The following is a 23,850-nucleotide window of genomic DNA, read 5'->3' as shown; positions in this document are numbered from 1 at the left end:
AGCAAGAGAGACCTCGATGTCCGACAAGCCCTCCGTGCTGTTCGTCTGCGTCCACAACGCCGGCCGGTCCCAGATGGCCGCCGCATGGCTCACCCACCTGGCCGGAGACCGCGTCGAGGTCCGCTCGGCCGGCTCCGCCCCCGCCGACCGGGTCAACCCGGCCGCCATCGAAGCCATGCGCGAGGTCGGCATCGACATGTCCGCCGAGACCCCGAAGATCCTCACCGTCGACGCGGTCAGGGCGTCCGACGTCTGCATCACCATGGGCTGCGGCGACACCTGCCCGGTCTTCCCCGGCAAGCGCTACCTGGACTGGCAACTGGACGACCCGGCCGGCCAGGGCGTCGAGGCCGTACGCCCCATCCGCGACGAGATCAAGAAGCTCGTCGAGGGACTCATCGAGGAGATCGCCCCGGCGGCTGCGGAGTAACCGCCTGCGGTACGTGCGGGCGCGGTCCTGCGCACACACTGGGAGGTGAGAGGGAGGACGTCATGGACCCCATGGATCACATGGACCACACGGACCACACCGATCACCTCGATCACCAGGGGCACGGTGCCGGGGGCGCCTCCTGGGGTACGGCGGCGAAGGCGACGGCGCACTGCCTGACCGGCTGCGCGCTGGGCGAGATCCTGGGCATGGTGATCGGCACCGCGCTGCTCTGGAGCAACGTCCCGACCATGGTCCTGGCGATCGCCCTGGCGTTCCTCTTCGGCTACTCCTTCACCCTGTACGCCGTGCTCAAGGCGGGCCTGAGCCTGAAGGCCGCGATCCGCGTCGCCCTCGCCGCCGACACCGTGTCCATCGCCATCATGGAACTGGTGGACAACCTCATCATCGCGCTCACCCCCGGCGCCCTGGACGCCCACCTCTCGGACGGGCTGTTCTGGTCGGCGCTGCTGGGCGGCTTCGCCGTCGCCTTCCTCATCACGACGCCGGTGAACAAGTGGATGATCGGCCGCGGCAAGGGCCACGCGGTCGTCCACGCCTACCACTGACACACGGGCGGCGCCCCCGGCCGTCAGGTGCTCGGCTCGCGCCACATGGCGTGGAGCGTGGGGCCGTTGGGGAGGGGGAGGTCGCGGGTGGAGTGGAAGCCGTGGCGGGCGTAGAGGGACTGGTTGCGGGTGCTGGTGGCCTCCAGGTAGGCGGGCAGCCCCTCGCGGTCGCATTGGTCCAGCACCGTGTCGAGGAGTGCCGCGCCGATGCCGTGGCCCTGGCGGTCCGGGCGGGTGCCCATGATGGGCAGGTAGTAGTGGGGCTCGTGCGGGTGGTGGTCGTCGAGGAGGGTGAGCAACTCCAGGACGGCGGGGGCGAATTCGCGGGACGCCCGTTCGACGTCGGCGGCGAAGGCGTCGGCCCTGTCGTCGAACGCCTGCTGTACGTGCGGCGGCATCCACAGGGCGGCGCCGGCGAGGTCGGGGGTCGTGTAGACCTCGTCGTGTTCCATGCAGCCGGCGACCCAGAGCTCGAAGAAGTCCGGGAGGATCCGCCGGCGCCTTTCGGCGTCCGTCCAGGCCCAGCCGATCACCGGGTCGTCGAAGAACGCCGACGCGAGCGTCCGGGCGATGGGCCCGGTTTCGTCCGGCGTGGCCTTGCGGGGGTGGATGCCGGGCCGGAGTGACTCCATCAGTGACATGACCCGCCTCCTTCAGGCCGCCGCGCGGAAGTGGACGGCCACGTCGGTGGGGCGCTGGAGCGCCAGGTAGATGGGGCAGCGTTCCCGCCAGACGCGGGCGACTTCGGCGACGGCCTCCTCGCCGTCCGGGCAGTCGACCGTGATGTCCACGGCCAGCTCCCGCAGATCGGGCTCCGCACCGTCCATGCCCAGCAGGCCACGCGCGTCCGCGGCGCAGCGCGCGGTCGCCTCCACGCCGTCGATCCGCACGCCGAGCTGGGGGCCGAGCGTGTCGTACACGAAGGCGACGGCACAGCCGGCGAGCGCGCTGAGCAGCAGCGCGGTCGGGCTGGGCGCCTGGTTGGTGCCGCCGAGCGGTGCGGGCAGGTCGGCGCGGAGGGTGAAGGGGCCGGTCTGTATCGCGGCCTGGCCGTCCTCCACGCGCGCGGTTGCGGCCGGGGCGCTCCGTGCCCGGTCCGGCTCGCGCTTCCACATCGCGGTGGTGTCTTCGATGGTCGTCGTCCTGGTCTCCATGTTCCTCACTCCTCCTGGTCAGGCACCGAATCCTGGTCACGCACCGAATCTATGGAGGAGGCCGTGCGGCAGGAACGGCAGAATTGCCGTATTCGCGGGGCCGGTCCGGTGCGCTCAGGCCACGGTGGTGAGGACGGCCAGTTCCTCGGCTCTCCGCACCGCTTCCGTACGGGTGTGGCAGCCCAGCTTCGCCAGCAGGTTGCGGACGTGCATGTCGACGGTCCGGGTGCTGAGGAAGAGCCGGCCGGCGATCTCGGCGTTGGTGAGCCCGGCCGCGACGAGGCGCAGGACCTCGCCCTCACGCCGCGTGAGCCGGGCGGTGTCACTGCGCCGGTGGCGTACGCGTACGTCCTCGCCGAGCGCCTCCAGCTCCCGGACCGCCGTGGTGGCCAGCGGACGGGCGCCGAGGGCCCGTGCCGTGTGGTACGCGCCGACGAGGCGCTCGACCGCCTTCGTCCGGTCACCGGCGGCGGCCAGGGCGACCCCGGCCCTCGCTTGCGTCTCGGCGGTTTCGGGCGGCAGCGCGACAGCGCCCAGGAAGCCGAGCGCGCGCTCGAACAGGTCGGCGGCCCGGCGGGCGTCGCCCTCCAGCAGGGCCGCCTCCGCCAGGGCGTGCGCCAGGGCGGCGGTCGCCTCGGCGGTGCCCGTGGCGGCGGCGATACGGGCCAGGGCGTCCGTGCACGCGCCGAGGTCGCCGGGGTGCTCGTGGCGGGCGAAGTACGTCGAGGCCCAGCGCAGCGCGGCCACGGAGTAGTGGCGCTCGTCGCGGGCCAGGCAGCGGGCGGCGAGTTCCCGCAGCCGTGCGGTGGCGCTGGTGTCGTCGTGGTCCAGCGCGTCGGCCCTGGCCAGGCCCCAGTCGGTGTCGATCTCCAGCCCGAACAGCTCGTGGACCCGCGCGTACGCCCCGGCGCGGGCGAGATGGCGGCGTGCCGATGCCGTCGTTCCCCGGTTCGCGAGGATCAGCCCGATCTCGCCGGCGGCCACCATGCGCGCCACTTCGGGGGCGTCGTCCCGGGCGAGCACCTCATGAGCGGCCTGGAGCGCGCGGTCCCACTGGCCGGTGTGGCGCAGCGCGGGGGTCAGGCAGGCCAGGCAGACGTGGGCGTCGGCGTCCAGGCCCCGGGTGCGGCAGAAGGTGAGCGCGTCGGTCCAGGCGTCCAGGGCGGCCGGATAGTCGGCGCGCTGTTCGAGGGCGTCGGCGTACAGGTAGTAGATGTCGGCGGTGAGGGAGTCCAGGCCACGGCTCAGGGCGAGGTCGAGAGCCTTGCGGGTCAGCTCGGTGCCGGCCGCTCCCTCGCCGAGCTTGGTCCTGATCAGGCCCTCCACGCCCATCGCGCGGGCGCGCAGCCCGGCCGCCACGTCGGGTGCCGCCGCGTCGGGTGCCTTGGTGTCGCGCGCCGCCGCGTCGATGTCCGTCCACGCCTCGCGTACGAGCCGCATCGCCCCGGTGAGGTCGCCGGCGGAGTGCAGGTGGGAGGCCGCCGCCAGCCGCTCCGCCGCGGCGTCGGCCCGCCGGCCGGTGCGGGTGTACTCCTCGACGGCCGCGTACCGGGCCGCGAGGGCCCGCGGCCAGTCGTCCGCCAGCTCGTACACGCCCGCCAGGCACCGGCTGACCCGGGCCAGCCCGGCGTGGTCCCCCATGGCCCGGTACGCGGCCGCCACCTCCTCCCAGGCCCGGGCCGCCCCGGCGGTGTCGCCGCAGCGCTCGGCGCACTCGGCCAGCCGGTCCAGGGCCCGCAGCCGGGCCGCGCCGTCCGCGCCCGGGGGCCACAGGGCGAGCGCCCGGCCGAGCGCGTCCTTGGCGTCGCGGTAGGCGTGCACCCTGCACGCGGCCTCGGCGGCGGCCTGCAGGAACGGCCGGGCCCGCCCCGGCTCGTGGGCCCTCTCCCAGTGAGCGGCCACCAGGGCGGGCGGCTCACCGCGTGCTTCCAGGGCCTGGGCCAGCGCGGCATGGAGCCGACGCCGACGCGCCCAGGGAGTCGCCGCGTACAGCGCCTCCCCCATCAGGGCGTGGCGGAAGACGGCCTGCTGCTCCCCGCCCGCACCGGCGGCGGTGGCGTCGCCCGGATGCTCCACCAGCACACCGGCGTCGAACAGCTCCTCGACCGCCGTCTCCTCCGCACCGAGCCCGGCCAGTACGTCGAGCGGTACCGCCCCGCCCACGGCCACCACCTGCGCGACCGCGCGCGCCGGCTCCGACGTCCTGGCCACGCGCTGCACCACCGCGTCGCTGACCGACTCGGGCACCACCTCGGCGCTCCCGGATTCGGCGACCGCCGCCGCGAGCTCCTCCAGGTAGAACGGCACACCGCGGGCGCGGCGCACCACGGTGTCCACGACGTCCCGCGCGGCCGCCTCCCCCAGCACGCGCCGCACCAGCGCAGCGCTGTCCTCCGGTCCCAGGGGCCCCAGCCGCACCTGCCGGTCCCTGCCTCCCGGGGCCCGCCGCAGCGTGGACCGCAGGTCGCGCACGGGGTGGCCGCGCGGCAGTTCGTCACTGCGGTACGCCCCGATCACCAGCAGCGGCAGCCCGGCCCGCGGCGCCGCCCAGGCGCCCAGCACGGCCGGCGTCGCGGCGTCCGCCCACTGGAGGTCGTCGAGGAACACCACCGTGGGACGGTCCCGCGCCAGGCGCTCGAACGCCTCCCTCACGGCCGCCGGTACGTCGCGCCCGGCCCCCTCCGCTCCCGGCACATGACCGCCGAACGCGGTCCCGAGCGGCCCGTACGGCACCCCACTGCCCGGCCCGCCACCCCGCATCACCCGCCATGCCGACGGGAGGGCGGAGAGCACGGACTCGACCAGCGTCGTCTTGCCGGCCCCCGCGTCCCCCTCGACGAGCCACAGCCCGCCGTCACCGCCCGGTACCCGGGCGAGGGCCTCGCGCAAACGCCCCTGTTCACGCTCCCGCCCCAGAAGTCGCCGCGTCATTCGGAACACCCTGACCGCTCGGGACGATCGCCTCATCCCATGCTAGGCAGCCGGGCGGCCCGCTGCCCGTCGATCCTTGGGCGTTCATCCGAGGACCTCGCATCTGCCATGGAGGAAGCCTCAGACAATTGCATCTGCGAGCCGAACAGCCCTAGCGTGGCGCACATGCAGTCCTACACAATTGGTCAGGCGGCGCGGCTGCTGGGCGTCAGTCCCGACACCGCGCGCCGCTGGGCGGACGCCGGACGGATCGCGACCCATCGCGACGAGGCGGGGCGCCGCCTCATCGACGGCCGGGACCTGGCCGCGTTCTCCATCGAGGTCGCCCAGGGAACCCCGGGTGACGACGACGGCCCCTACACCACGGCCCGCAACGCCTTCCCCGGCATCGTCACCGCCGTCAAGCTCGGCGACGTCGCCGCCCAGGTCGAGATCCAGGCCGGGCCGCACCGGCTCGTCTCCCTGCTCACCCGGGAGGCTGTCGAGGAACTGGGGCTGGAGGTCGGCATGCAGGCCACCGCCCGCGTGAAGTCCACCAACGTGCACATCGACCGCCCCTGACAGCGACCGCCCCCGACACCGACCAGGAGCCAACCGCCATGCCCCAGCCCCTCGCCCGGCGCCGTGCCGCCGCCGCGGTCCTCACCGCCGCGCTCCTCGTACCGCTGGCCGCCTGCGGTGGCGGCGGCGGTACGGACGACGGCACCGACGCGGCCTCCAAGGGCGCCGGCTCCGCGCCGAAGGCCGAGCTGACCGTGCTGGCCGCCGCGTCGCTCACCGACGCCTTCCGGGTCGCGGGCGCCGCGTACGAGAAGTCCCACCCCGGCACGCGCATCACGTTCTCCTTCGCCGGCTCCCAGGAGCTGGTCTCCCAGGTCAGGCAGGGCGCACCCGCCGACGTGCTGGTCACCGCGGACACCAGGAGCATGGACGGCGTGAAGGGCGAGACCGGCACACCGGCCGTCATCGCGAAGAACCGCCTCGTCATCGTCACCGGCGAGGGCAACCCGAAGAAGGTCGACGCCCTGGATGACCTCGGCGACCCCAAGCTGAAGGTCGTGCTGGCCGCGCCCGAGGTACCGGCCGGCAAGTACAGCGAGAAGATCCTCGACGCGCGGAAGATCACGGTGAAGCCGGTCTCCCAGGAGCCGAGCGTCCGCGCCGTTCTCAGCAAGGTCGAGCTGGGCGAGGCCGACGCCGGTCTCGTCTACCGGACGGACGCCGCAAGCACCCCGGACAAGGTCGACGCCGTCACCATCCCCGACGCCCAGAACGCCATCGCCGAGTACCCGGCCGCCACGCTGAAGGACTCCCGCCACGCCGAGGCGGCCGCCGCGTTCGTGTCGTGGCTGTCCGGTCCCGAGGGTCAGAAGATCCTCCGGGACGCGGGCTTCCAGAAGCCGTAACGCCGGACAGCAGGAGTCACCGATGAAACGCTTCCGCCCGCACCGCCGCACGCCCGTCGCCCTGGCGCTGCCCGCGCTGCTGGCGGTCGCGTTCCTGCTGCTGCCCCTGATCGGCATCCTGGCCCGTACGTCGTGGGGCGACCTGGGCGAGCACCTGGGCACCGAGCAGTCCCTCGAAGCGCTCCGGCTGTCCCTCGTCGTGTCCTTCTGGGCGCTCGGGCTGTCCGTGCTGCTGGGCGTGCCCCTCGCGTGGCTGCTGGCACGGGTCTCCTTCCCCGGCAAGGCGCTCGTCCGGTCGCTGGTGCTGCTGCCGATGGTGCTGCCGCCCACCGTGGGCGGCGTCGCGCTGCTCCTCGGGTTCGGCCGCCGGGGGCTGCTGGGGCCGTGGCTGGAGGACTGGTTCGGCATCACGCTGCCGTTCCACACCTCCGGCGCGGTCGTCGCGGCCACCTTCGTCGCCATGCCGTTCCTGGTCATCAGCCTGGAAGGGGCGCTCGCCGGGCTGAGCGAGCGGTACGAGGAGACCGCGGCCTCCCTGGGCGCCTCGCCGTTCCGGGTGTTCCGCACGGTGACGCTGCCGATGGTGGCGCCCGGGCTGGCGGCGGGTGCCGCGCTGACGTGGGCGCGGGCGCTCGGCGAGTTCGGCGCCACCATCACCTTCGCGGGCAACCTGCCGGGCACCACCCAGACGCTCCCCCTCCAGGTCTACCTGCTGCTCCAGGAGCAGCCGGAGGCGGCCACCTCCGTCTCCCTGCTGCTGCTCGTCATCGCCATGGCCGTACTCGTCGCGCTGCGCGGCCGTTTCACCACGGCGCCCGGAGGCGCGGCGCCCACGGCCGAGGAGCCCCCGCCGGACCGGGACGGCACCGCACGGGACCGGGACGGCACCCGCCCGGACCGGGACGGCACCGCACCGGACCGGGACGGCACCGCGCCGCCCCTCGCCGCCGCACCCGCACCCGCACCCGACGCCGAGGTCCACCGCTGGGCCCTGCACGCCGAGGTCACCGGCTTCAACGACCTGGTCCTCGACGCCGACCCGGGCACCACCATCGCCGTCGTCGGGCCCAACGGCGCCGGCAAGACCACCCTCCTGCGCGCCCTGCTCGCCCTCACCGACCGCGCCCACGCCCGCCTCCGGCTCGGCGACACCGACGTCACCGCCCTGCCGCCCCACCGGCGCGGTGTCGCCTGGGTCCCGCAGGACGGCGCCCTGTTCCCGCACCTGACCGCCCTCGCCAACACCGCGTACGGGCTGCGCACCCAGGGCGTGCCCCGCGCCGAGGCACGGGCCGCCGCCCAGCGGTGGCTCGACCGCCTCGGCGTCGGCCACCTCGCCCACCGGCGCCCCGCCCAGCTCTCGGGCGGCCAGGCCCAGCGCGTCGCCCTGGCACGCGCGCTCGCCGCCCGCCCCCGGCTGCTGCTCCTCGACGAGCCGCTCGCGGCGCTCGACCAGTCCACCCGCGCCCACGTCCGCCACACCCTGCGCCGCCACCTCGACGGCTTCGGCGGCGTCTGCCTGATCGTCACCCACGACCCGGTGGAAGCCGTCTCGCTCGCCGACCGGGTGCTCGTCCTCGAAGCGGGCCGCGCCGTCCAGGACGCCGTCCCGGCCGAGGTCACCCGGCACCCCCGCTCCCCCTGGGTCGCCCGCATGCTCGGCCGCAACGCCTGGCCGGGCACCGCCACCGCCGACGGGCTCGCCCTCGCCGGGGGCACCGCCGTCATCGCCGCCGACCCCGTCCCGCCCGGCACGGAGGCGCTCGCGGTGATCGCCCCCGAGGCCGTCTCGCTCCACCGCGACAGGCCCACCGGCAGCCCCCGCAACACCTGGCCCGGCACCGTACGCGAACTCACCGCCGTCGGCAGCCGGATGCGGGTCCTCGTCACCTCCGACCACGCCCCCGACCTCGTCGCCGAGATCACCCCGGCGGCCGCGGCGGACCTGGGCCTCACCGACGGCACACCGGTCTTCACCAGCGTCAAGGCCACCGAAGTCACGCTGGTGACGCGCTAGCGGGTCACCCCGTGGTGGCCGTCCGCTCCCGCCACCAGTCCACCGTCGCCTTGACCTGCTCCTCGACGGGGGTGGCCCGTACCCCGAATTCGGCCTCGTACGCGCTGGAGTCGACCACGAAGGGGCGGTCGAACTGGTGGCGGATCTCGGCCAGTTCGCGAATCAGCGGAGAGAACAGCGACACCACCCGCAGCACGGCAGGCGACAGCCTTCGCACCCGGACCGGCCCCGTCCCGGCCTCGGCGGCGAGGCGGCCGACCATCTCGCGTACGGACAGCGGGGGTTCGGTCGGGACGTGCCAGGCCCGCCCCCAGGCGCGTTCCGTGCCCGCGGCCTCGACCAGGGCCCTGGCCACATCGGGGAGGTAGCTCCAACTGTGCGGCGCGTCGGGGTCACCGAGCGTGGAGACGGGCTTGCCGCGCAGCAGTTGTGGCACGACGCGCGCGGCCAGGTGCCCGCCGTCGGTGACACCGGGGCCGAAGAAGTCCGAGGCCCGTACCTCGACCGCCTTGATACGGCCCTGCTCGTGGAGCTCCAGCGCCTGCTCCCACGCGGCGGCGCGCACCCGCCCCTTGGTGCCGGTCGCCGCGAGCGGCAGCTCCTCGGTCATGGGTCCGTCCACCGGGCCGTAGCCGTAGAGGTTGCCCAGCATGACCAGGACCGCGCCGGTCGCCTCGGCCGTGGCGCGGAGCGACGAGGCCAGCGGTGGCAAGCCGCTCGCCCAGCGGTGGTAGGGCGGTGCGGCACAGCCGTAGATCGCGGCCGCGCCGCGTGCCGCCTCGGTGAGCCGCTCGCTGTCCGTCGCGTCCAGCGCGAGGTGCTCGATGCCCGGCTCCGGGCTCCGGCCGGACGTGGTGACGACCCGTACCTCATGGCCCTTCTCGACCAACTGCCGCGCGGTCGCCGCTCCGGCGGGCCCGAATCCTATGACCACATGAAGGCTCATACGCGCAGCCTAGCGAGCACCCCTCATGGATCTGGCAATCATTGTCATTTAGCATCTCCCACCGAGGGAATCCGAGGCCAACGGGAGGTCGGAGATGGCGGATGCGGCGAGGGCGCGGGTGGGCACGCGCTCGACGCAGAAGCGTGCCGACGTCCTGGAAGCCCTCGACGCGTGCCAGGACTTCGTCTCGGCACAGCAGTTGCACGCCCGGATGGCCGGTGCCGGCCTCCAAGTCGGCCTGAGCACCGTGTACCGCACCCTCCAGGCGCTCGACCGCGACGGCCGGCTCGACACGGTGCGGGACGCGGACGGCGAGCGGCTGTACCGGTGGCGGCCGACGGCCGGCCACCGGCACTACCTCATCTGCCGTCGGTGCGGCCGCAGTCAGGCCGTCGACACCGATGTCGTCGAGCAGTGGGCCGAACGCCTCGCCGAGACGTCCGGGTTCGACGGGGTGGAGCACACCCTCGAACTCAGCGGCGTCTGCCCCCGCTGCCGTCCGCCGCGTACGTCGTGCACGGCGTAGGCCGTGCACGACGTAGAGCGCCACCCCGCGACGGCGTGCGGTCAGTACAGGCCGCGGTAGTTCTGCCAGCCCGTGGAAATGGTGACCGTCGCTCCGAACGAGCCCTTTCCGTTGCCCTTGTTGCGCAGCAGCTTGCCGCTGGTGTCACGCGACAGCAGGTCCGGAAGAGCGTCGCCGTTGACGTCGCCGACGCCGATGATGTCGGTGCGTCCGGCGCCCCAGTCGCGGAACACCAGGGCCCGGGGCTTGAAGGTGCCCTTCCCGGTGCCGCTGTAGCGCCACAGCTCGCCCGAGCTGTCGCGGGCCAGCAGGTCGCCGTTCCCGTCGCCGTCGATGTCACCCGCGCCGATCAGGCGGTAGCCCTTCCAGCCCGTGCCGACGCGGACGGCGGCGTCCAGGCCGCCGGACGCGTTCGACCGGTAGAGGAACAGGTAACCGGTGGTGGTCTGGCGGGCCAGCAGGTCCGGCCGGCCGTCGCCCGTCATGTCGCCGGGCGTGGTGATGGCGTCGAACGAGTTCCAGCCCTTGCCGATCTGCACGTGCGGGGTGGCGTAGTCGACCGGAGTGTAGTGGCCGTCACAGCTTCCGGCGGCCCGCCACAGCAGGCCGTCGGTGCTCTTCAGCAGCATGTCGTCGCAGCCGTCGCCGTCGATGTCGCCGAACGGGACGAACCGAGTCGCCGGGTCCCATCCCTGGTGCACGTACGTTCCCGTGTTCGTGCCGAGGTAGTGCACGGAGAGCTTGCCGCCACTGGTCATGGCGTAGTACTCGCCGAGCCCGTCGCCGTCGGCGTCGCGGTGCACGGACCGGCCGCCCACCACCATCGTGGTGCCCTTGCTGACGTACTGGTGCGGGGTGCCGTCGCCCGGGTCGACGATCAGGTCCCACCGGTGCTGCCTGCCCGGCGCGAGCCTGCCGTCGTCGGTGCGGCCGTCCCACGTGGCGCGGATCGCGGCACCGTCCCGCCCCGTACCGGTGAGCTTCCGCGACACGTTGCCGTGGCTGTCCCGGAAGATCAGCGTCCAGGAGGCCGCCGGGCGGCTCAGCCGCCACTGGCCGCTCCACACCGTCTTCGCCCCGGGACGCAGGTCCAGCGTGGTGTCCGTGCGCGTGTCGAGGGCGGTGACCGGCGAGCGCGGCACGTCCACCGGCACGATCCGGATGCGGTTCTCCTCGTCGACGTACGCCACGTGGCCGCCGTACTTGTCGACCGTCCACTGGGAGATCGACGGCCGCTGCGCCAGCACCCGCTCGGACGGCGTCTCACCGGCGCCCCGGTGGAAGTCCAGCAGCCGCAGCTCACCGTCGCCGGACTGTCCGACCAGGAAGCCGTCACCGATCTGCTCCCAGGTCTTCGCCGCCACCGGGATGCCGCTCGCCTTCCGGTGGTCCCAGACCCCGGCCCGGCCCTCTTCGAAGCAGTGCCAGTACAGCCAGCGCCCGACCGCCTGCAACGAGTCGGGCACGCAGTCCGATCCGGGGTCGACGTCGATGTCGGGCGTGGTGGTCTTCGTCCGCAGGTTGTACGAGTTGACGGTGCCCGCCGCCGTGCCCGGCTGCCACAGGCTGTCGCCCCAGACGGAGGACGCCGTGATGGGCCGGGAGTGCACCAGGCTCCCCTCGCCCGCGTCGGCCTTGTCGAACGAGCCGATGAGCTGCTGGCGCTTCTCCGAGTTGTTGACGATGACGTACTGCCCGGCCGCGCCGGCCACGAAGTCGCCGCCCGCGGGGTGCCAGTAGCCGAGCCCGAGGCTGCTGTACGGCACCTGTCCGCCCGAGGCGTACTGGCCGCCGAAGTCCGGCGCGTGGTAGCCGACGCGCCCGTCGCCGAGGGCCCAGAGGCGGGAGTCGAACTCGCTGCAGAACTGGTCGGAGTTGCCGCCGTCGCAGGGGTAGTTCATCCAGAAGTTGCGCTCGGCGAGCCGCCGGGGGCCGGGCTGGACGCTGCCGTGGGCGGGCAGGTCGTACTCGTACAGGGCGCGCCCCGTCTCGGGCTCCGGCCAGCCGGTCACCGTGAGCCGGCCACCGCCCAGGGCGATCTGCTCCGGCTTCGCATTGCGGCCGTTGTAGGTGCCGAGCGTGATGACGGCCTCACCCGTCGGCGACGGTTCCGCCGCCGCCGCGGACGGGACCGGTGCGAGTCCGGTCACCGCGAGCGCGGTGACGGCGGACCCGAGTATCCATCCCGTACGTCTCTTCCTGCGGGCGGTCATGTCTATGTCAGCTCCCTGTCGAACTTCTGATCGCTCTGACGCTATGACCGCCCACCCGCCGTGGAGGTTGTACGACGATCCGGCCGAACATCCACGGGTACGGCCGGTGATCCCGGCGCAGTGGTGGCGGTGCCGGGCCGGCGTCCGGTAGCTTAGGCAAGGCTTACCTAAGTGAGGAGTGATGATGAGCGGTGTCCCCGATGCCCGCACACCCGAGCCGACGGACGCGGAACGGGTCCGCTCCGTGCTCTCCGCCGCGCGGTCGCTGACGGTGATCACGCACGGGTACCGCTGCGACCTGGCCGGTGTCCACCGCCTCGACGAGCGGGGCCGGCTGACGCTGCGTCTGCCGGCCGACGGGCACCTCGCCGCGGCGGTGGCCGGCGCGCCCGGGGGCGACCTGGCCGCCATGCTCCAGTTCACCGATGTGGCACCGACCGCCGTCCGGGACCGGGTACGGGCCCGGGTGACGCTCTCCGGGTGGCTGACCCGGGCCCGGCGCGGGGCGGAGGCCCGGGCGGAGGCCGGCCGGGGCGGCGTCGCGCTGCGCCTGGACCCCGTGCGCGTCACCCTCCACACGGGTGACGACGTCGTCTTCGTGGGCCTTGACGAACTCGTCCTCGCCGCACCGGATCCGCTGGCGGGTCACGAGGCGGCACTGCTCCTCCACCTGACCGACGACCACCCCGACGCGGTGGCCCGCCTGGCCCGGCTGGTGGAGCCGCGCCACCTGCACGGCGTCCGGCGCGTGGTCCCGCTGGCCCTCGACCGGTACGGGGTCACGCTCCGGCTCGAACACGCCCGCGCCCACCACGACGTACGTCTCCCCTTCACCCCGGCGCTGCGCGAGGCCGCCGAGTTCGGCGACCGCGTGCAGGCGCTGCTCGCGGCCGCGCACGCCTGCCCCCGCCGCCGCCTGCGTACGCGGCCGTGACAGACGACCAGGTCGCGGCCATCATCCGTGCCGCGCCACGCGCCGCCGCGCTCTACACGCCGCCGGCGCGCGAACCCAGCCGTACGGGCAGCGAACCGTGCCCGTTGGAGATGAAGGAGTCCACCGGCCGCAGCTCCTCCGGCGGCACGGCCAACACCATGTCCGGGAACCGCTCGAAGAGCGCCGGCAGCGCGATGCGTGCCTCCATGCGGCCCAGCGGGGCACCCAGGCAGTAGTGGACCCCGTGGCCGAAGGCCAGGTGCTCCTTGTCGGCCCGGGTGACGTCGAAACGGTCGGCGTCCTTCCCGTACCGCTCGGGATCACGCCCGGCGGCGGCGTACGCGGCCAGGATGGCGTCGCCCTGGCGGATGACCAGTCCGTCCAGCTCGATGTCCTCGACCGCGTACCGCAGCGGCAGGCTGGCGACCGGCGCGTCGGAGCGCAGCGTCTCCTCGATCACGTCGTCCCAGGAGGCGCGGCCCTCCCGGACGAGGGCGAGCTGTTCGGGGTGGGTGAGCAGGGCGTGGATGGCGTTGTCGATGAGGTTGACCGTGGTCTCGTGACCGGCGCCGATCATGAGCACCAGGGTGTCGAGCAGTTCCTGCTCGCTGAGCCGGGTGTCGCCCTCGTCGTCACGCGCCGCGATCAGGGCGCTGGTCATGTCGTCGGCGGGCGACCGGCGCTTGGCGGCGACGAGTTCGCCCATGACGGCGTAGAGCCGGGTGTAGGTGCCGGTGACCTCCTCGGGGTCGGCGGAGGTGTGGAAGAGGCTGTCGACGATGGACCGCAGCTCCTCCCCCTTCTCCTCGGGAAGGCCGAACAGCTCGCTGATCACCTGGATGGGCAGCGGGTACGCGTACGCCTCCCGCAGGTCCACGACCGAGTCCCGCCAGCCCGCCTCGGCGATACGGTCGAGCAGGCCCGCGGCGATCTCCTCCACGCGCGGCCGCAGAGCGGCGGTCCGGCGCGCGGTGAACGCCTTGGCGACCAGCGTGCGCAGCCGCTTGTGCTCGCTCCCGTACGCGGTGAACATGTTCCGCACCGCGACCCAGGTGTACAGGGGCCACTCCGGCGAGATCCCGCCGTTGATCCAGGTCGGCCAGTGCCGGTGCGGGTCCTTGGAGACCCGCGGATCGGTGAGCAGCCGCTTCAGCACCCCGGGACCGCTGACCGCCCACGCCTCCACCCCACCGGGCAGCACGACCCGCGCCACGGGCCCCCGCTCACGTAACCGCGCGGCCTCCCCGTGTATGTCGCTGCCGGTCGGGTCTATCACCACAGGCTCCTGATCACGCATCAGCGCCGCCTCCCGCGGAGTCGCGTCCAATCGAACGCCCCACGCTACGCGCGCCCCACCCCCGGAACGAGACGGCACCGCCCGCGCCGGGGCGGGAGTGACAAAACCAGCCGGTAACAACATCAACATATGTTGTACTTCCTCCGCGTGAACGCACGGTTCACCTTGGGGAGGGCTTGTGAAGGTTCGTTTCGCTGTCTCGGCCGCCGTCGTGGCCACCGCCGTCGCCGGTGGTCTGCTGACCGCCGCTCCCGCCCAGGCGGCGGGCGGGGTGAGCATCTACCGCGTGTACTACAACTCGCCGGGCACCGACGACCGCTCCAACACGTCGCTGAACGCCGAGTGGGTGCAGCTCTACAACTCCAGCTCGTCCGCGATTTCCATCAGCAACTGGAAGCTGAAGGACCGGGCCGGCTGGACGTACACCTTCAGCGGCACGATCGGCGCCAAGCGGTACGTGACGGTCCACACCGGCCGGGGCAGCAACACCGCGGGGCACCGCTACTGGGGCCGGGCGGCGTACGTGTGGAACAACGACGGTGACACCGCCTACCTGCGCAAGGCGTCGGGCACCCTCGTCGACTCGTGCTCGTGGAACGCCACCGGCTCGTCGAAGTACTGCTGAGGATCCGCCCGCCCGCAGGCCCCCGCTCCGGTGGGGGCCTGCGGCGTGCCGTGCCGCACACCACGCGTTCGACCCCCGGGGCGGGCACGGGGGCGCGGGTAGAGTTGACGGGCCCGGTGGGAGGGGTGGGGTTCCGGACCCGGCGGGGTCGGGGGCCCGTACCGCCCGTACCACCCCGCACCGATCCCGCGCGCCCGGTGGCATCCCGTCCCGGCCGCTTCCCGCACGAAGACGTGCGGCACCCCCGGCCCGGGCTTCGCCATCGCCCCGTACGACAGGTTCTGCTTCCGTGTCCTCCTCCGCTGTGTCCCCCGCCGCCCGGCTGCGTGCCCTGCGTCCCGACTGGCTCGCCGATCCGAAGGTGTGGCGCACCGAGGTGCTGGCCGGGCTGGTGGTCGCGCTCGCGCTGATCCCCGAGGCGATCTCGTTCTCGATCATCGCCGGTGTCGACCCGGCGATCGGCCTGTTCGCGTCGTTCACCATGGCCGTGACCATCGCGGTCGTCGGCGGACGGCGCGCGATGATCTCCGCCGCGACCGGCGCCGTCGCGCTGGTGATCGCGCCGCTGAACCGTGAGCACGGCTTCGGGTACCTGGTCGCCGCCGTCGTCCTCGCGGGCGTCTTCCAAATCGTGCTCGGGGCGCTGGGCGTGGCGAGGCTGATGCGGTTCATCCCGCGCTCGGTGATGGTCGGGTTCGTCAACTCCCTCGCGATCCTGATCTTCATGGCCCAGGTGCCGGAGATGCGGAACGTGCCGTGGGCGGTGTACCCGCTGATCGCGGCGGGCCTGGCCCTGATGGTGTTCTTCCCGAAGGTCACCACCGTCGTCCCGGCACCGCTCGTCTCGATCGTCGTGCTCACCGTGATCACGGTCGGCGCGGCCATCGCGGTGCCGACCGTGGGCGACAAGGGCGCCCTGCCGTCCTCGCTGCCGGTGCCGGGCCTGCCGGACGTGCCGTTCACGATGGACACCCTGACGACGATCGCGCCGTACGCCTTCGCCATGGCGCTGGTCGGCCTGATGGAGTCGCTGATGACCGCCCAACTGGTCGACGACATCACCGACACCCACTCCAACAAGACCCGCGAGTCCATCGGCCAGGGCATCGCCAACATCGTCACCGGCTTCTTCGGCGGCATGGGCGGCTGCGCCATGATCGGCCAGACCATGATCAACGTGAAGGTGTCCGGCGCCCGCACCCGCGTCTCGACCTTCGTGGCCGGCGCCTTCCTGATGGTGCTGTGCATCGTCTTCGGCCCGGTGGTCTCCGACATCCCGATGGCCGCCCTCGTCGCCGTCATGATCATGGTGACGTTCGCGACCTTCGACTGGCACTCCGTCGCCCCGAAGACGCTGAGGCGCATGCCCGCCGGGGAGATCACCGTCATGGTCGTCACCGTCGCGTGCGTCGTGGCCACGCACAACCTCGCCATCGGCGTCGTCGTGGGCTCGGTCACCGCCATGGTCATCTTCGCCAAGCGCGTCGCCCGCCTCGCGGAGGTCACCGCCGTGACCGACCCGGACGGCACGACCGTCGTCTACCGGGTCACCGGTGAGCTGTTCTTCGCCTCCTCCAACGACCTGGTCGGACAGTTCGACTACGCCGGCGACCCCGACAAGGTCGTCATCGACCTCGCCGCGGCGCACATCTGGGACGCCTCCTCCGTCGCCGCGCTCGACGCCATCGAGACCAAGTACGCCCAGCGCGGCAAGACCGTCGAGATCACCGGCCTCAACGCGCCCAGTGCCCACCTGCACGGCAAGCTCACGGGAGAGCTCAGCGGAGCGCACTGACGCGGCGGCCGACTGTGGCCGCCGATACGGTGCCTCCATGGCCGACGTCTACGAAATCTCCATCGCCATGGACCTCCGGGACGACCTCTCCGACGGTGAACTCGGCGAGTTGCGCCGGCACCTCGGCCTGGACCCTTCGCCTGGAACGGTGGAGACCGGCTCGCTCCTCGGGCACCACGGCGAGGCATGGAAGGTGGGCGGCGCGCTCACCTCCGTGCTCGCCCCGCGCCGCGCCGGGGGCTGGGCGCTCACCGTCCGCCAGGAGATCCACCCCGACCAGTACGACGAGGTCGGCGACCTCATCGCCTGGCTGGCGGCCAGGGCCACCGACCGCCACACCCGGTTCGACGGCTCCGTCCACGTGGGGTGGATCCGGTTCTACGACTGTGAGCAGCCGGACTCGCTGGTGGTCCGCGACGGGCGGACGGTGTGGCCGTCCTAGGCGGTGTGCAGGCGCCGCATGATGGCCATCAGCTCGTCGGGCGGCTCGACCGAGAAGGAACGCGTCGCCTCGTCGATGTGCGTGAGGCAGGTGATGGCGCCCTCATGCCACCAGTACAGCCGCGGCGACAGCGGGCCCGGGTTGTCGTTGTGGGCGCCGAGGCCGAAGGCGGCCAGGTCGTTGACGGCGCCGACCACCTGCCGGTCCTCCAGCGGGTGGAAGGCGAGGTAGTGCCGGCTCGGCACGGTGAACAACGCTCCCTCGGCCGGTAGTTCACGCCCGGTCACGGCACGCGCGAGCTCGCCGAGGACCAGCGCCTTGCTGGCGACGAACATCGACTCGCCCGACACGACATGCAGGGTCGCGCCGCTCTCCGTGCGGACGGTGTCGTACTCGACGGGCTCCTCGACCAGGTTGGCGCGTCCGGCGGTCCGCAACGCCTCCAGCCCGGTGCGCGCCACGTCCTTGTCGTCCAGGACGCGTACGGTCTCCGGGAGGTCCAGCGCCAACGTCTCCAGCAGCCCGGGCGCGATCTTCCGCGCGTAACGGAACGAGGACGCGACCTCCGGCGGGAAGGCGTCGTCCGGTACGAGACGGAGGTAGGCGTTCTCCAGCACCCGCTCGGGCGCGTCCGGCTTCGCGTGCGTGGCACGCTCCAGAGCGCTGAGGTGCCGGTCCACCAGCTCGGGCCACGCCCGGGGGTCGGCCCGCCGGCAGTACTCGGCGAGGTTGTGCAGGCTCTGGGTGCCCTGCGCGGCACGGACGGTGGCCCCGGTGACGGTGACGGGCGTGCCACGATCGGCGTGGTGCCGGCGCACCAGGTCGCGCAGGTAGTCGGCCTGACGGGTCGTCAGGGCGGGCAGGCCGGGGTCGTGGGCGACCGCGCCCGTGTCGTACTCGCCCACCCAACTGCGCTGGAGCAGGTGCCTGGGCAGGTACTCGGACTCGACCTCGACCGGCATACCCGCGTCGTACGCCATGCAGGCCACGGCCAGCGGCCCGAGCGCCACCAGGCCGTCGCCGCTGAGTGCCCGTGCCTCGTTCGCGGTCCAGTACTCCTTGTGCCAGGTCAGGGCGTCGGCCAGCGCCTTGTTGAACTCCTCGGCCTGCTCGCGCTGGTAACGGTGGAAGAGCTCGATGGGCGGATAGAGGATCTTCAGCATCAGCTCCCGGCTCGCCACCCGGACGCCTTCGGGATCGGTGCCGTCCACCGCCGCCACCAGGGTGTCCCACATCTCCGGCCGCTGGAACCCGGCGTGCTGGAGCGTCTCCACCCAGGGGTACACGTACTCGTCGAACTCGGCACCCGACGCCCGGAGGAAGGAGACGGGCACCTGGGCCAGCCGGTGGGCGCGTTCGTTCTCGCGGCAGATCACCGCGAGGTAGTACGCGGTGAGCCAGTTCCCCGCGTGCAGGTACTCCCGCGGCCCGGTCGCGGGGAGGTGCCTCACCTCCCCCATGCTCCCGATCCGGCACGGCACGCGCCCCTCGGCCGCCATCCCGGCGTCGAACAGCGCCGCCCCGGTCTGCATGGCCGTGACCCACGCCTCCCAGGCCGGGAACTCCGCCACCCCAGGGTCGGTCAGGCACCGCCACTTGGCGGCCGCCAGCGTCCGCTCCAGCGCGTCGAAACGGTCGGACTCCGACGTCTCGACCCGCTGGAGCACGTCCTGGGCGCCCTTGATGACCGGGGCCATGAGTTCGGCCGCGTTGTCCGTGCGGAACTCATGACGCCGTATGCGCGTGACCACGCTGGCCACTCCTTGACTTGGGGGGTCGGCTCACCGACGCGCGGTCACGCGAGCGCACGGCTCACAAAGGGCTCAGCGAGGGCTCACGAAGAGCCGAGGATTCTCGCCGTGGCCGATTCGATGAACGCGGCGGCCTCGATCTCGGTGATCTTGACGTGGTCCACCTCGTTGTGACCGAGGTCGTACAGCCTCAGGTACTCGGTCGGCTCCCAGCGCAGGTTCCTGGTGAAGGCCTCGTCATACGTCTGGTCCTCGTCGATGCGACGCCGGACGATGCCGCGCGGCTTGTGCCGGGGGTGGTCCTCGCTCACCTTCGCGTAGTAGGTGATCTGCCCCTCGGCGTCCAGTGCGTCGAGCGTGGCCGGGGCGAGGGTCAGGAACGGCGTGGCGGAGGCGTTGCTCTCCACGGTGCCGAGCCGGATCATCGCGCCGTTGAGGTCGAGGTACTCCTCGAGGTAGTACCCACCGCCCCGCTCGTAGAAGAGCAGGAGGGGCTCGAAGGGGTCCGGCAGCTCAGCGGGCAGGTCGTCACGGGCGTCACGCAGCGCCGCCCAGCGGACGGCCGCTCGGCAGGTCCGCTTGAGCGAGGCGGGTGCCAGCCCGGACAGGGCTTCTTCGAGCTCGGCCGCGACATCGGCCGGGGTCGGGACCTCCGCGTCGACACGCTCCGCGATGTCGAAGAACGGCCAGGCCTCCTCCGCCCCGTAGGCACGGGCCCACAGGGCCGCCCGGCGCAGGTATTCACGCATGAGCAGGGCGCGGGAGTTGGCGTGGTCGGACGCGGCGAGGTCATCCGCCCAGTCCACGGCACGCAGCCGTTCCAGCACCTGGCGTGAAGGGCTCTCGGTCACTTCACGTTCACCCCCTTGGCTCGCAGCTCCTGCACAATATCCTTCACGAAGTCATCGATGTTGGACAAATCGTCGGCGAGAACGGTCTTCGGGTGCTTGAGGCCGAGCTTCTGCCACTGCGTACCGAATCCACCCCGCACCGGGTTGGGGGCCAGGTCGTGCGCACCGGCCGCGGAAAGGCTCTTCGGTGACCTCCGGCCCTGGAAGTCGCCGTCCTCGCCGTACCGCCACAGGCCCGTCTGGTCGTGCAGGTACGGAAGGCCGCCCTTCATCAGCCGGCTCTCCACGTACTCGTGTGTCATCAGGTTCCTGAATTCCCTGATCTGGTCCGCGTCCAGCGTGCCCTTGCGGGCGCCGTCCCACAGGGCCGCGATGTCGTCGCGAGGCGTGAACAGACCGCGCTTCCACTCGCCGGGCCGGACGACCACGTCGTGCAACTGCCGCATCATGTGCGTCTTCACCTGGCGGATGACGGACTCGTTGAGGCCGGTGTTGCGGGCCATCACGGGCACGTCCACGTGGTTGGGGGTGCCCCGGAGCGAGTCGTACACGCTCGCCGCGTACGCCGAGGGCTCCTCCACCCAGCCCGCGCCGCCCCAGCCCCCGTCGGGGCCGTTGGTGTACGGGCTGGTGGCGTCGTCCGCGCCGTCGGCCGCGTCGTCACCCGTGCGGGCGGCATCGTCGGCGGCGCCGGCCGCTTCGTCACCCAGGTCACCCACGTCGTCCGCCACGGACGCGATGTCGTCCGCCGCCCCGTCGAGGTCCTTGCCGAGCGCGGACACCGCGTCGTCGGCGGCGCGTGAGCCGAGGCCGATGGCACCGGCGTCGTGCGGCACGGGCACCTTGCCGAAGAGCTCCGACTGCTCGGCCCTGATCGCCGCGAGCTCGTCGGCGCTGACTCCGGGCAGGCGCTCCTTCTCGTACAGGGCGTGGCCGTCCATCTTGGCCGCGAAGCTTTCCGGCGTGTGGAACTGCAGCTCGAAGACCTGGCCGCTGACGGGGTCCCGCCACGTGGAGTTGATGCCCTTGTAGCCGGCGGAGTCCCAGGTGTTCTTGAACGTGACGTTCTCGAAGCCCCTGGCCTGGAGATCGTCGATCGCCTGCTGCACCCCACGGCCGTAGCCGCGGCTCGGGACCTCCATCGTGTAGCGGATGGAGTCCTTGATGCCGTCGAGCACCCGGGTGTGGTCCATGCCGATGTCTTCGAGCATGTCCGTGGCGATCTTGCGCTTGAGGGAGTCCTCGCCCTTGAGGCGGTACTCGAGCCCGATCAGCCGGCCGTCGTCCACCCGGCCGGCGATGGCCTGCATCGACTCGGTGATGCGGGGTTCCGCCTCGGCGGACCGGCGCATGAAGTCGTCCGCGGCGGCGTTGGCGGTCCGGTCCAGGGTCAGGCCGTTCTCGCCCGCCCAGGAGCCGTCGGGGAGGTTGCCGCGCGGGGCGTCCGGCACCGTCGGCTCCGCTCCGCCGAAACCGCCGTCGTGCGGCGGAGGCGGGACGTCGGAGCCGGAGCCCGGGACGTGGTCGCCGCCGGTTCCGCCCTGGCCGGCGCCCGGCCCCTCGTGGCCACCGGTGGCGGGGCCGTCGCCGTGGCCGCCGGGCACGTGGTCACCACCGCCCGTACCCGGCGTGTTGTCCACGCTGTTGGTGGGCAGGTGGTCGCCCGCGCCGCCGCCCGGGAGGTGGTCGGCGCCGCCGCCCGGGAGGTTGTTGCCGGCCTGGCCCGTGGGCAGGTTGTCGGCGAGGCCGCCGGGGGTGTTGTCGGCGAGGCCGCCCGGGGTGTCCGGGACGCGGGCGGGTACGTCGTCGCCGACGCGGCCCACGTCGCCGAGGTTGGTGTCCAGGCTGTTGCCGAGGTGGACGGCGGTGTTGTCGCCCGCGTGGACGGCGGCGCCCGCCATGGCCGGAACCTTGGCAGGGGTGTCCACGCGGGGGTTGTCCGCGCCGGCGGCCGGCCGGTCGACGGTGTCCGTCGGGGCGTCCTTGACGTCGCTGACGACCTTGCCGTTCTCGTCCAGGACGTTGCCCTGGCCGTCGAGGTAGCGCGCCGGGGCGCCCTCGTCGACGGGAAGGGGCGTGGCGTCCGCGGGGACGGCCGGGGTGTCCTTGGGGAGGGCGACCGTGCCCTCCTGGAGCGGCACCGAGCCCGCCGGGGCCGGAACGTCGTCGGGGAGCTTGACCACGCCGTCGCCGAGGTCGACCGCGCCCGTGGGGACCGGGGTGCCCTCGGGGAGGCGGACCGCGCCGGAGGGGACCTCGATGGCGCCCGCGGGCACGGGGGCACCGTCGGGGAGGTTGATCGTGCCGTCGGGGCGCATGAGCGAGCCCTCGGGGAGGACGACCGTGCCCTCGGGGATGGGCGGCATGTTGATGTTGCCCATGCCCTTGAGGCCGTTCATCACGTCGCCGATCTTCGTGATGCCCGCGCCCGCGCCCTTGAAGAGGTACGTCGTCGGGTCGATCGCCCGGCCGGCCTTGCCCGCGAAGGAGATCGCCTTGGCGACCGCGCCCGCCTTGCCCGCGCCCGCCGCCGCGCCGCCCGCGCCGCCCGTGAAGACCGTGGTGAGCACGTTGAAGGTGACCGCGCCGGCGGCCCGGGCCGGGTTGGAGCCCCACTGGTCCCAGGCGACCAGCGCCTTGCCGGTCTCCTTCATCGCCGTACGGGAGTCCCTGATCCAGCCGGGCAGGTCCTTGTCGTCGGCCATCCAGAACGCCGCGCCCAGCGGGCTGGCGGTGATGACCAGGCCGGTGGCGAGCTGGCCCAGGCCCTTCCAGGCCTGACCGGCCGCGTCCCAGCCCTGGAAGCCGACCAGGGTGCCCAGGCCCTTGATGGTGCCCCACACGCCGTCGACGATGATGCCCTTGCCGAAGTCGTAGGCGTGCTCCCACACCTGCCACCACGGGGTCGACTCCTCCACCGCGTCGCCCCACGGCAGGCTCTTGGCCTGCTTGAGGGCCTCGGCGTCGTAGCCGTACATGTCCTTGCCGTTGGAGCCGTCGTTGACCTTCAGCGCCTTGCCGCCGACCAGGGCGACGATCTTGGCGTGGGCGGCGCGCTCGGCGGCCTGGAACTGGGTCCAGACCTCGGCGATCTCGTTGCGGCGGTCGTTGTTCTCCTCGACCAGGTCGCCGTCCTCGCGCCACTTGTCGTCGTCGGCGATCTTCTCGCGGAAGGCGACGGCGTCCCGGCGCAGGTCGTCCAGCTTCTGCTTCAGGGGGCGGATGTCACTGGCGTACGTGCCCAGCGCGCCCGCGATCGTGCACATGTCCGAGCTGATGTCGAGCGCCTTGTCCTTCACCGGCTGGGTGGTGGCGAACAACTGCTCCGCCTCGGGCGCCTTGTAGAAGGAGCGGAGGCCGCCGAAGGACGTGTGGACGTCCCCGGCGGCGGTCGCGATCTTGCCACCGGCGCCGGACAGCGCCTTCACCTTCTCGTCGAGCAGTTCGAGATTGCCGGTGAAGACCGGGATTTCGGCCGGGTTGACCGGTGTGTTCTCGCTCACTTCTTCCCCCCGAGCTCCTTCAGCAGGTCCAGCCGCACCTGCCGCGCCGCGTCCTGGGCCTGCTTGGCCTGGTCCAGGTCACCCTCGACGTACTCGTTGGTCGCCGTGGCCGCGCCGATGACGGCCGCCTGGATGCGCTTCGCCATGGGTTCGAAGTGCGTCTTCTGACGCCCCGTCATGTATTCGGCCAGCGCCGCCCCGACCGGGCCGGTCGCCTTCTGCGTCAGCGGCTTGCCGGAAGCCGTCGGCCCCTGCAACGGAATCTCGGCGGCCGAACCCGGCACGGCCGTACCCGCCGCCTGCGCGGCCTGCTGCATGTCCGTGACCAGCGCGTTGAGGGCCTTCTCCAGATTCCCGGCATGCGTGCCGACGACCTTGAGCTGGCCCTGCACCCCCTGGGGCTGGATGTCCCACGACGTCATGAACGCTCCCCCTGCGAACCCCTGCTAACCCTGCTGCC

Annotated in this window: 20 protein-coding genes; 10 read left to right on the top strand and 10 right to left on the bottom strand. The window is 72.8% G+C overall.

The features are described 5' to 3' along the window. Positions 1-16: 16 nt before the first annotated feature. Positions 17-430, top strand: a complete 414-nt coding sequence (locus AB0J57_RS13465; protein WP_366128214.1) for an arsenate reductase ArsC — start codon at positions 17-19, stop codon at positions 428-430. 80 nt (positions 431-510) lie between these two features. After that, positions 511-999 carry a DUF4396 domain-containing protein gene (locus tag AB0J57_RS13460; protein ID WP_366128515.1) on the top strand — a complete coding sequence of 163 codons (489 nt, stop codon included), beginning with the start codon at positions 511-513 and terminating at the stop codon, positions 997-999. 23 nt (positions 1,000-1,022) lie between these two features. On the opposite strand, the gene AB0J57_RS13455 is transcribed toward AB0J57_RS13460, so the two are convergent. From AB0J57_RS13455 to AB0J57_RS13445, 3 genes are all read right to left on the bottom strand, one after another. After that, positions 1,023-1,640, bottom strand: a complete 618-nt coding sequence (locus AB0J57_RS13455) for a GNAT family N-acetyltransferase (RefSeq protein ID WP_366128213.1) — start codon at positions 1,638-1,640, stop codon at positions 1,023-1,025. A gap of 12 nt (positions 1,641-1,652) precedes the next feature. Continuing rightward, positions 1,653-2,153, bottom strand: a complete 501-nt coding sequence (locus AB0J57_RS13450) for an OsmC family protein (RefSeq protein WP_366128212.1) — start codon at positions 2,151-2,153, stop codon at positions 1,653-1,655. 114 nt (positions 2,154-2,267) lie between these two features. After that, positions 2,268-5,084, bottom strand: coding sequence for an AAA family ATPase (locus tag AB0J57_RS13445; RefSeq protein WP_366128211.1), 2,817 nt, complete (start codon positions 5,082-5,084; stop codon positions 2,268-2,270). A 165-nt stretch (positions 5,085-5,249) separates the two neighbouring features. On the opposite strand from AB0J57_RS13445, the gene AB0J57_RS13440 reads away from it, so the two are divergent. Genes AB0J57_RS13440 through AB0J57_RS13430 form a run of 3 tightly spaced genes read left to right on the top strand, consistent with a single transcriptional unit; the run spans position 5,250 to position 8,507 of the window. Next, the gene (locus tag AB0J57_RS13440; protein WP_366128210.1) at positions 5,250-5,645 is read left to right on the top strand and encodes a helix-turn-helix transcriptional regulator; all 396 of its coding nucleotides are present in this window, start codon (positions 5,250-5,252) and stop codon (positions 5,643-5,645) included. 38 nt (positions 5,646-5,683) lie between these two features. Beyond that, entirely contained in the window at positions 5,684-6,490 is an 807-nt protein-coding gene (modA, locus tag AB0J57_RS13435) for a molybdate ABC transporter substrate-binding protein (protein WP_366128209.1), read from the top strand. A gap of 22 nt (positions 6,491-6,512) precedes the next feature. Continuing rightward, positions 6,513-8,507 (top strand): ABC transporter permease, encoded by a 1,995-nt coding sequence (locus tag AB0J57_RS13430; RefSeq protein WP_366128208.1) that lies wholly within the window; start codon positions 6,513-6,515, stop codon positions 8,505-8,507. A gap of 4 nt (positions 8,508-8,511) precedes the next feature. Here the strand turns inward: AB0J57_RS13430 and AB0J57_RS13425 are convergent, their stop codons facing one another. After that, positions 8,512-9,453, bottom strand: coding sequence for an NAD-dependent epimerase/dehydratase family protein (locus AB0J57_RS13425; RefSeq protein WP_366128206.1), 942 nt, complete (start codon positions 9,451-9,453; stop codon positions 8,512-8,514). A gap of 94 nt (positions 9,454-9,547) precedes the next feature. Here AB0J57_RS13425 and AB0J57_RS13420 point away from each other — a divergent pair, with 94 nt between their 5' ends. Next, entirely contained in the window at positions 9,548-9,979 is a 432-nt protein-coding gene (locus tag AB0J57_RS13420) for a transcriptional repressor (RefSeq protein ID WP_366128205.1), read from the top strand. A gap of 41 nt (positions 9,980-10,020) precedes the next feature. Here the strand turns inward: AB0J57_RS13420 and AB0J57_RS13415 are convergent, their stop codons facing one another. Next, complete coding sequence (locus tag AB0J57_RS13415) at positions 10,021-12,192, bottom strand: FG-GAP-like repeat-containing protein (protein ID WP_366128204.1); 2,172 nt, start codon at positions 12,190-12,192, stop codon at positions 10,021-10,023. 184 nt (positions 12,193-12,376) lie between these two features. Between AB0J57_RS13415 and AB0J57_RS13410 the strand changes: the two genes are divergently transcribed. Beyond that, positions 12,377-13,126, top strand: coding sequence for a DUF2470 domain-containing protein (locus AB0J57_RS13410; RefSeq protein ID WP_366128202.1), 750 nt, complete (start codon positions 12,377-12,379; stop codon positions 13,124-13,126). A 52-nt stretch (positions 13,127-13,178) separates the two neighbouring features. Here the strand turns inward: AB0J57_RS13410 and AB0J57_RS13405 are convergent, their stop codons facing one another. After that, positions 13,179-14,423 carry a cytochrome P450 gene (locus tag AB0J57_RS13405; RefSeq protein ID WP_366128200.1) on the bottom strand — a complete coding sequence of 415 codons (1,245 nt, stop codon included), beginning with the start codon at positions 14,421-14,423 and terminating at the stop codon, positions 13,179-13,181. A gap of 178 nt (positions 14,424-14,601) precedes the next feature. Between AB0J57_RS13405 and AB0J57_RS13400 the strand changes: the two genes are divergently transcribed. From AB0J57_RS13400 to AB0J57_RS13390, 3 genes are all read left to right on the top strand, one after another. Beyond that, positions 14,602-15,048: a lamin tail domain-containing protein gene (locus tag AB0J57_RS13400; RefSeq protein ID WP_366128198.1), complete on the top strand. Its 447-nt coding sequence runs from the start codon at positions 14,602-14,604 to the stop codon at positions 15,046-15,048. 304 nt (positions 15,049-15,352) lie between these two features. After that, complete coding sequence (locus AB0J57_RS13395; protein ID WP_366128514.1) at positions 15,353-16,843, top strand: SulP family inorganic anion transporter; 1,491 nt, start codon at positions 15,353-15,355, stop codon at positions 16,841-16,843. Positions 16,844-16,880: 37 nt separating this feature from the next. Beyond that, positions 16,881-17,285, top strand: a complete 405-nt coding sequence (locus tag AB0J57_RS13390) for a hypothetical protein (protein ID WP_366128197.1) — start codon at positions 16,881-16,883, stop codon at positions 17,283-17,285. On the opposite strand, the gene AB0J57_RS13385 is transcribed toward AB0J57_RS13390, so the two are convergent. From AB0J57_RS13385 to AB0J57_RS13370, 4 genes are all read right to left on the bottom strand, one after another. Further along, positions 17,282-19,036 carry an immunity 49 family protein gene (locus AB0J57_RS13385; RefSeq protein WP_366128196.1) on the bottom strand — a complete coding sequence of 585 codons (1,755 nt, stop codon included), beginning with the start codon at positions 19,034-19,036 and terminating at the stop codon, positions 17,282-17,284. The genes AB0J57_RS13390 and AB0J57_RS13385 overlap by 4 nt on opposite strands. 83 nt (positions 19,037-19,119) lie before the next feature. Next, positions 19,120-19,887 carry a hypothetical protein gene (locus tag AB0J57_RS13380; protein ID WP_366128195.1) on the bottom strand — a complete coding sequence of 256 codons (768 nt, stop codon included), beginning with the start codon at positions 19,885-19,887 and terminating at the stop codon, positions 19,120-19,122. Next, positions 19,884-23,390, bottom strand: coding sequence for a hypothetical protein (locus AB0J57_RS13375; protein WP_366128194.1), 3,507 nt, complete (start codon positions 23,388-23,390; stop codon positions 19,884-19,886). The genes AB0J57_RS13380 and AB0J57_RS13375 overlap by 4 nt, the downstream gene beginning before the upstream one ends. Further along, positions 23,387-23,812 (bottom strand): DUF6507 family protein, encoded by a 426-nt coding sequence (locus AB0J57_RS13370; RefSeq protein WP_366128193.1) that lies wholly within the window; start codon positions 23,810-23,812, stop codon positions 23,387-23,389. Before AB0J57_RS13370 ends, AB0J57_RS13375 begins: the two co-directional genes overlap by 4 nt. Positions 23,813-23,850: the final 38 nt, after the last annotated feature.

This window comes from Streptomyces sp. NPDC049837 (assembly GCF_040674455.1).
Lineage (GTDB): Bacteria > Actinomycetota > Actinomycetes > Streptomycetales > Streptomycetaceae > Streptomyces.
This window is presented reverse-complemented; position numbering and strand designations above follow the sequence as displayed.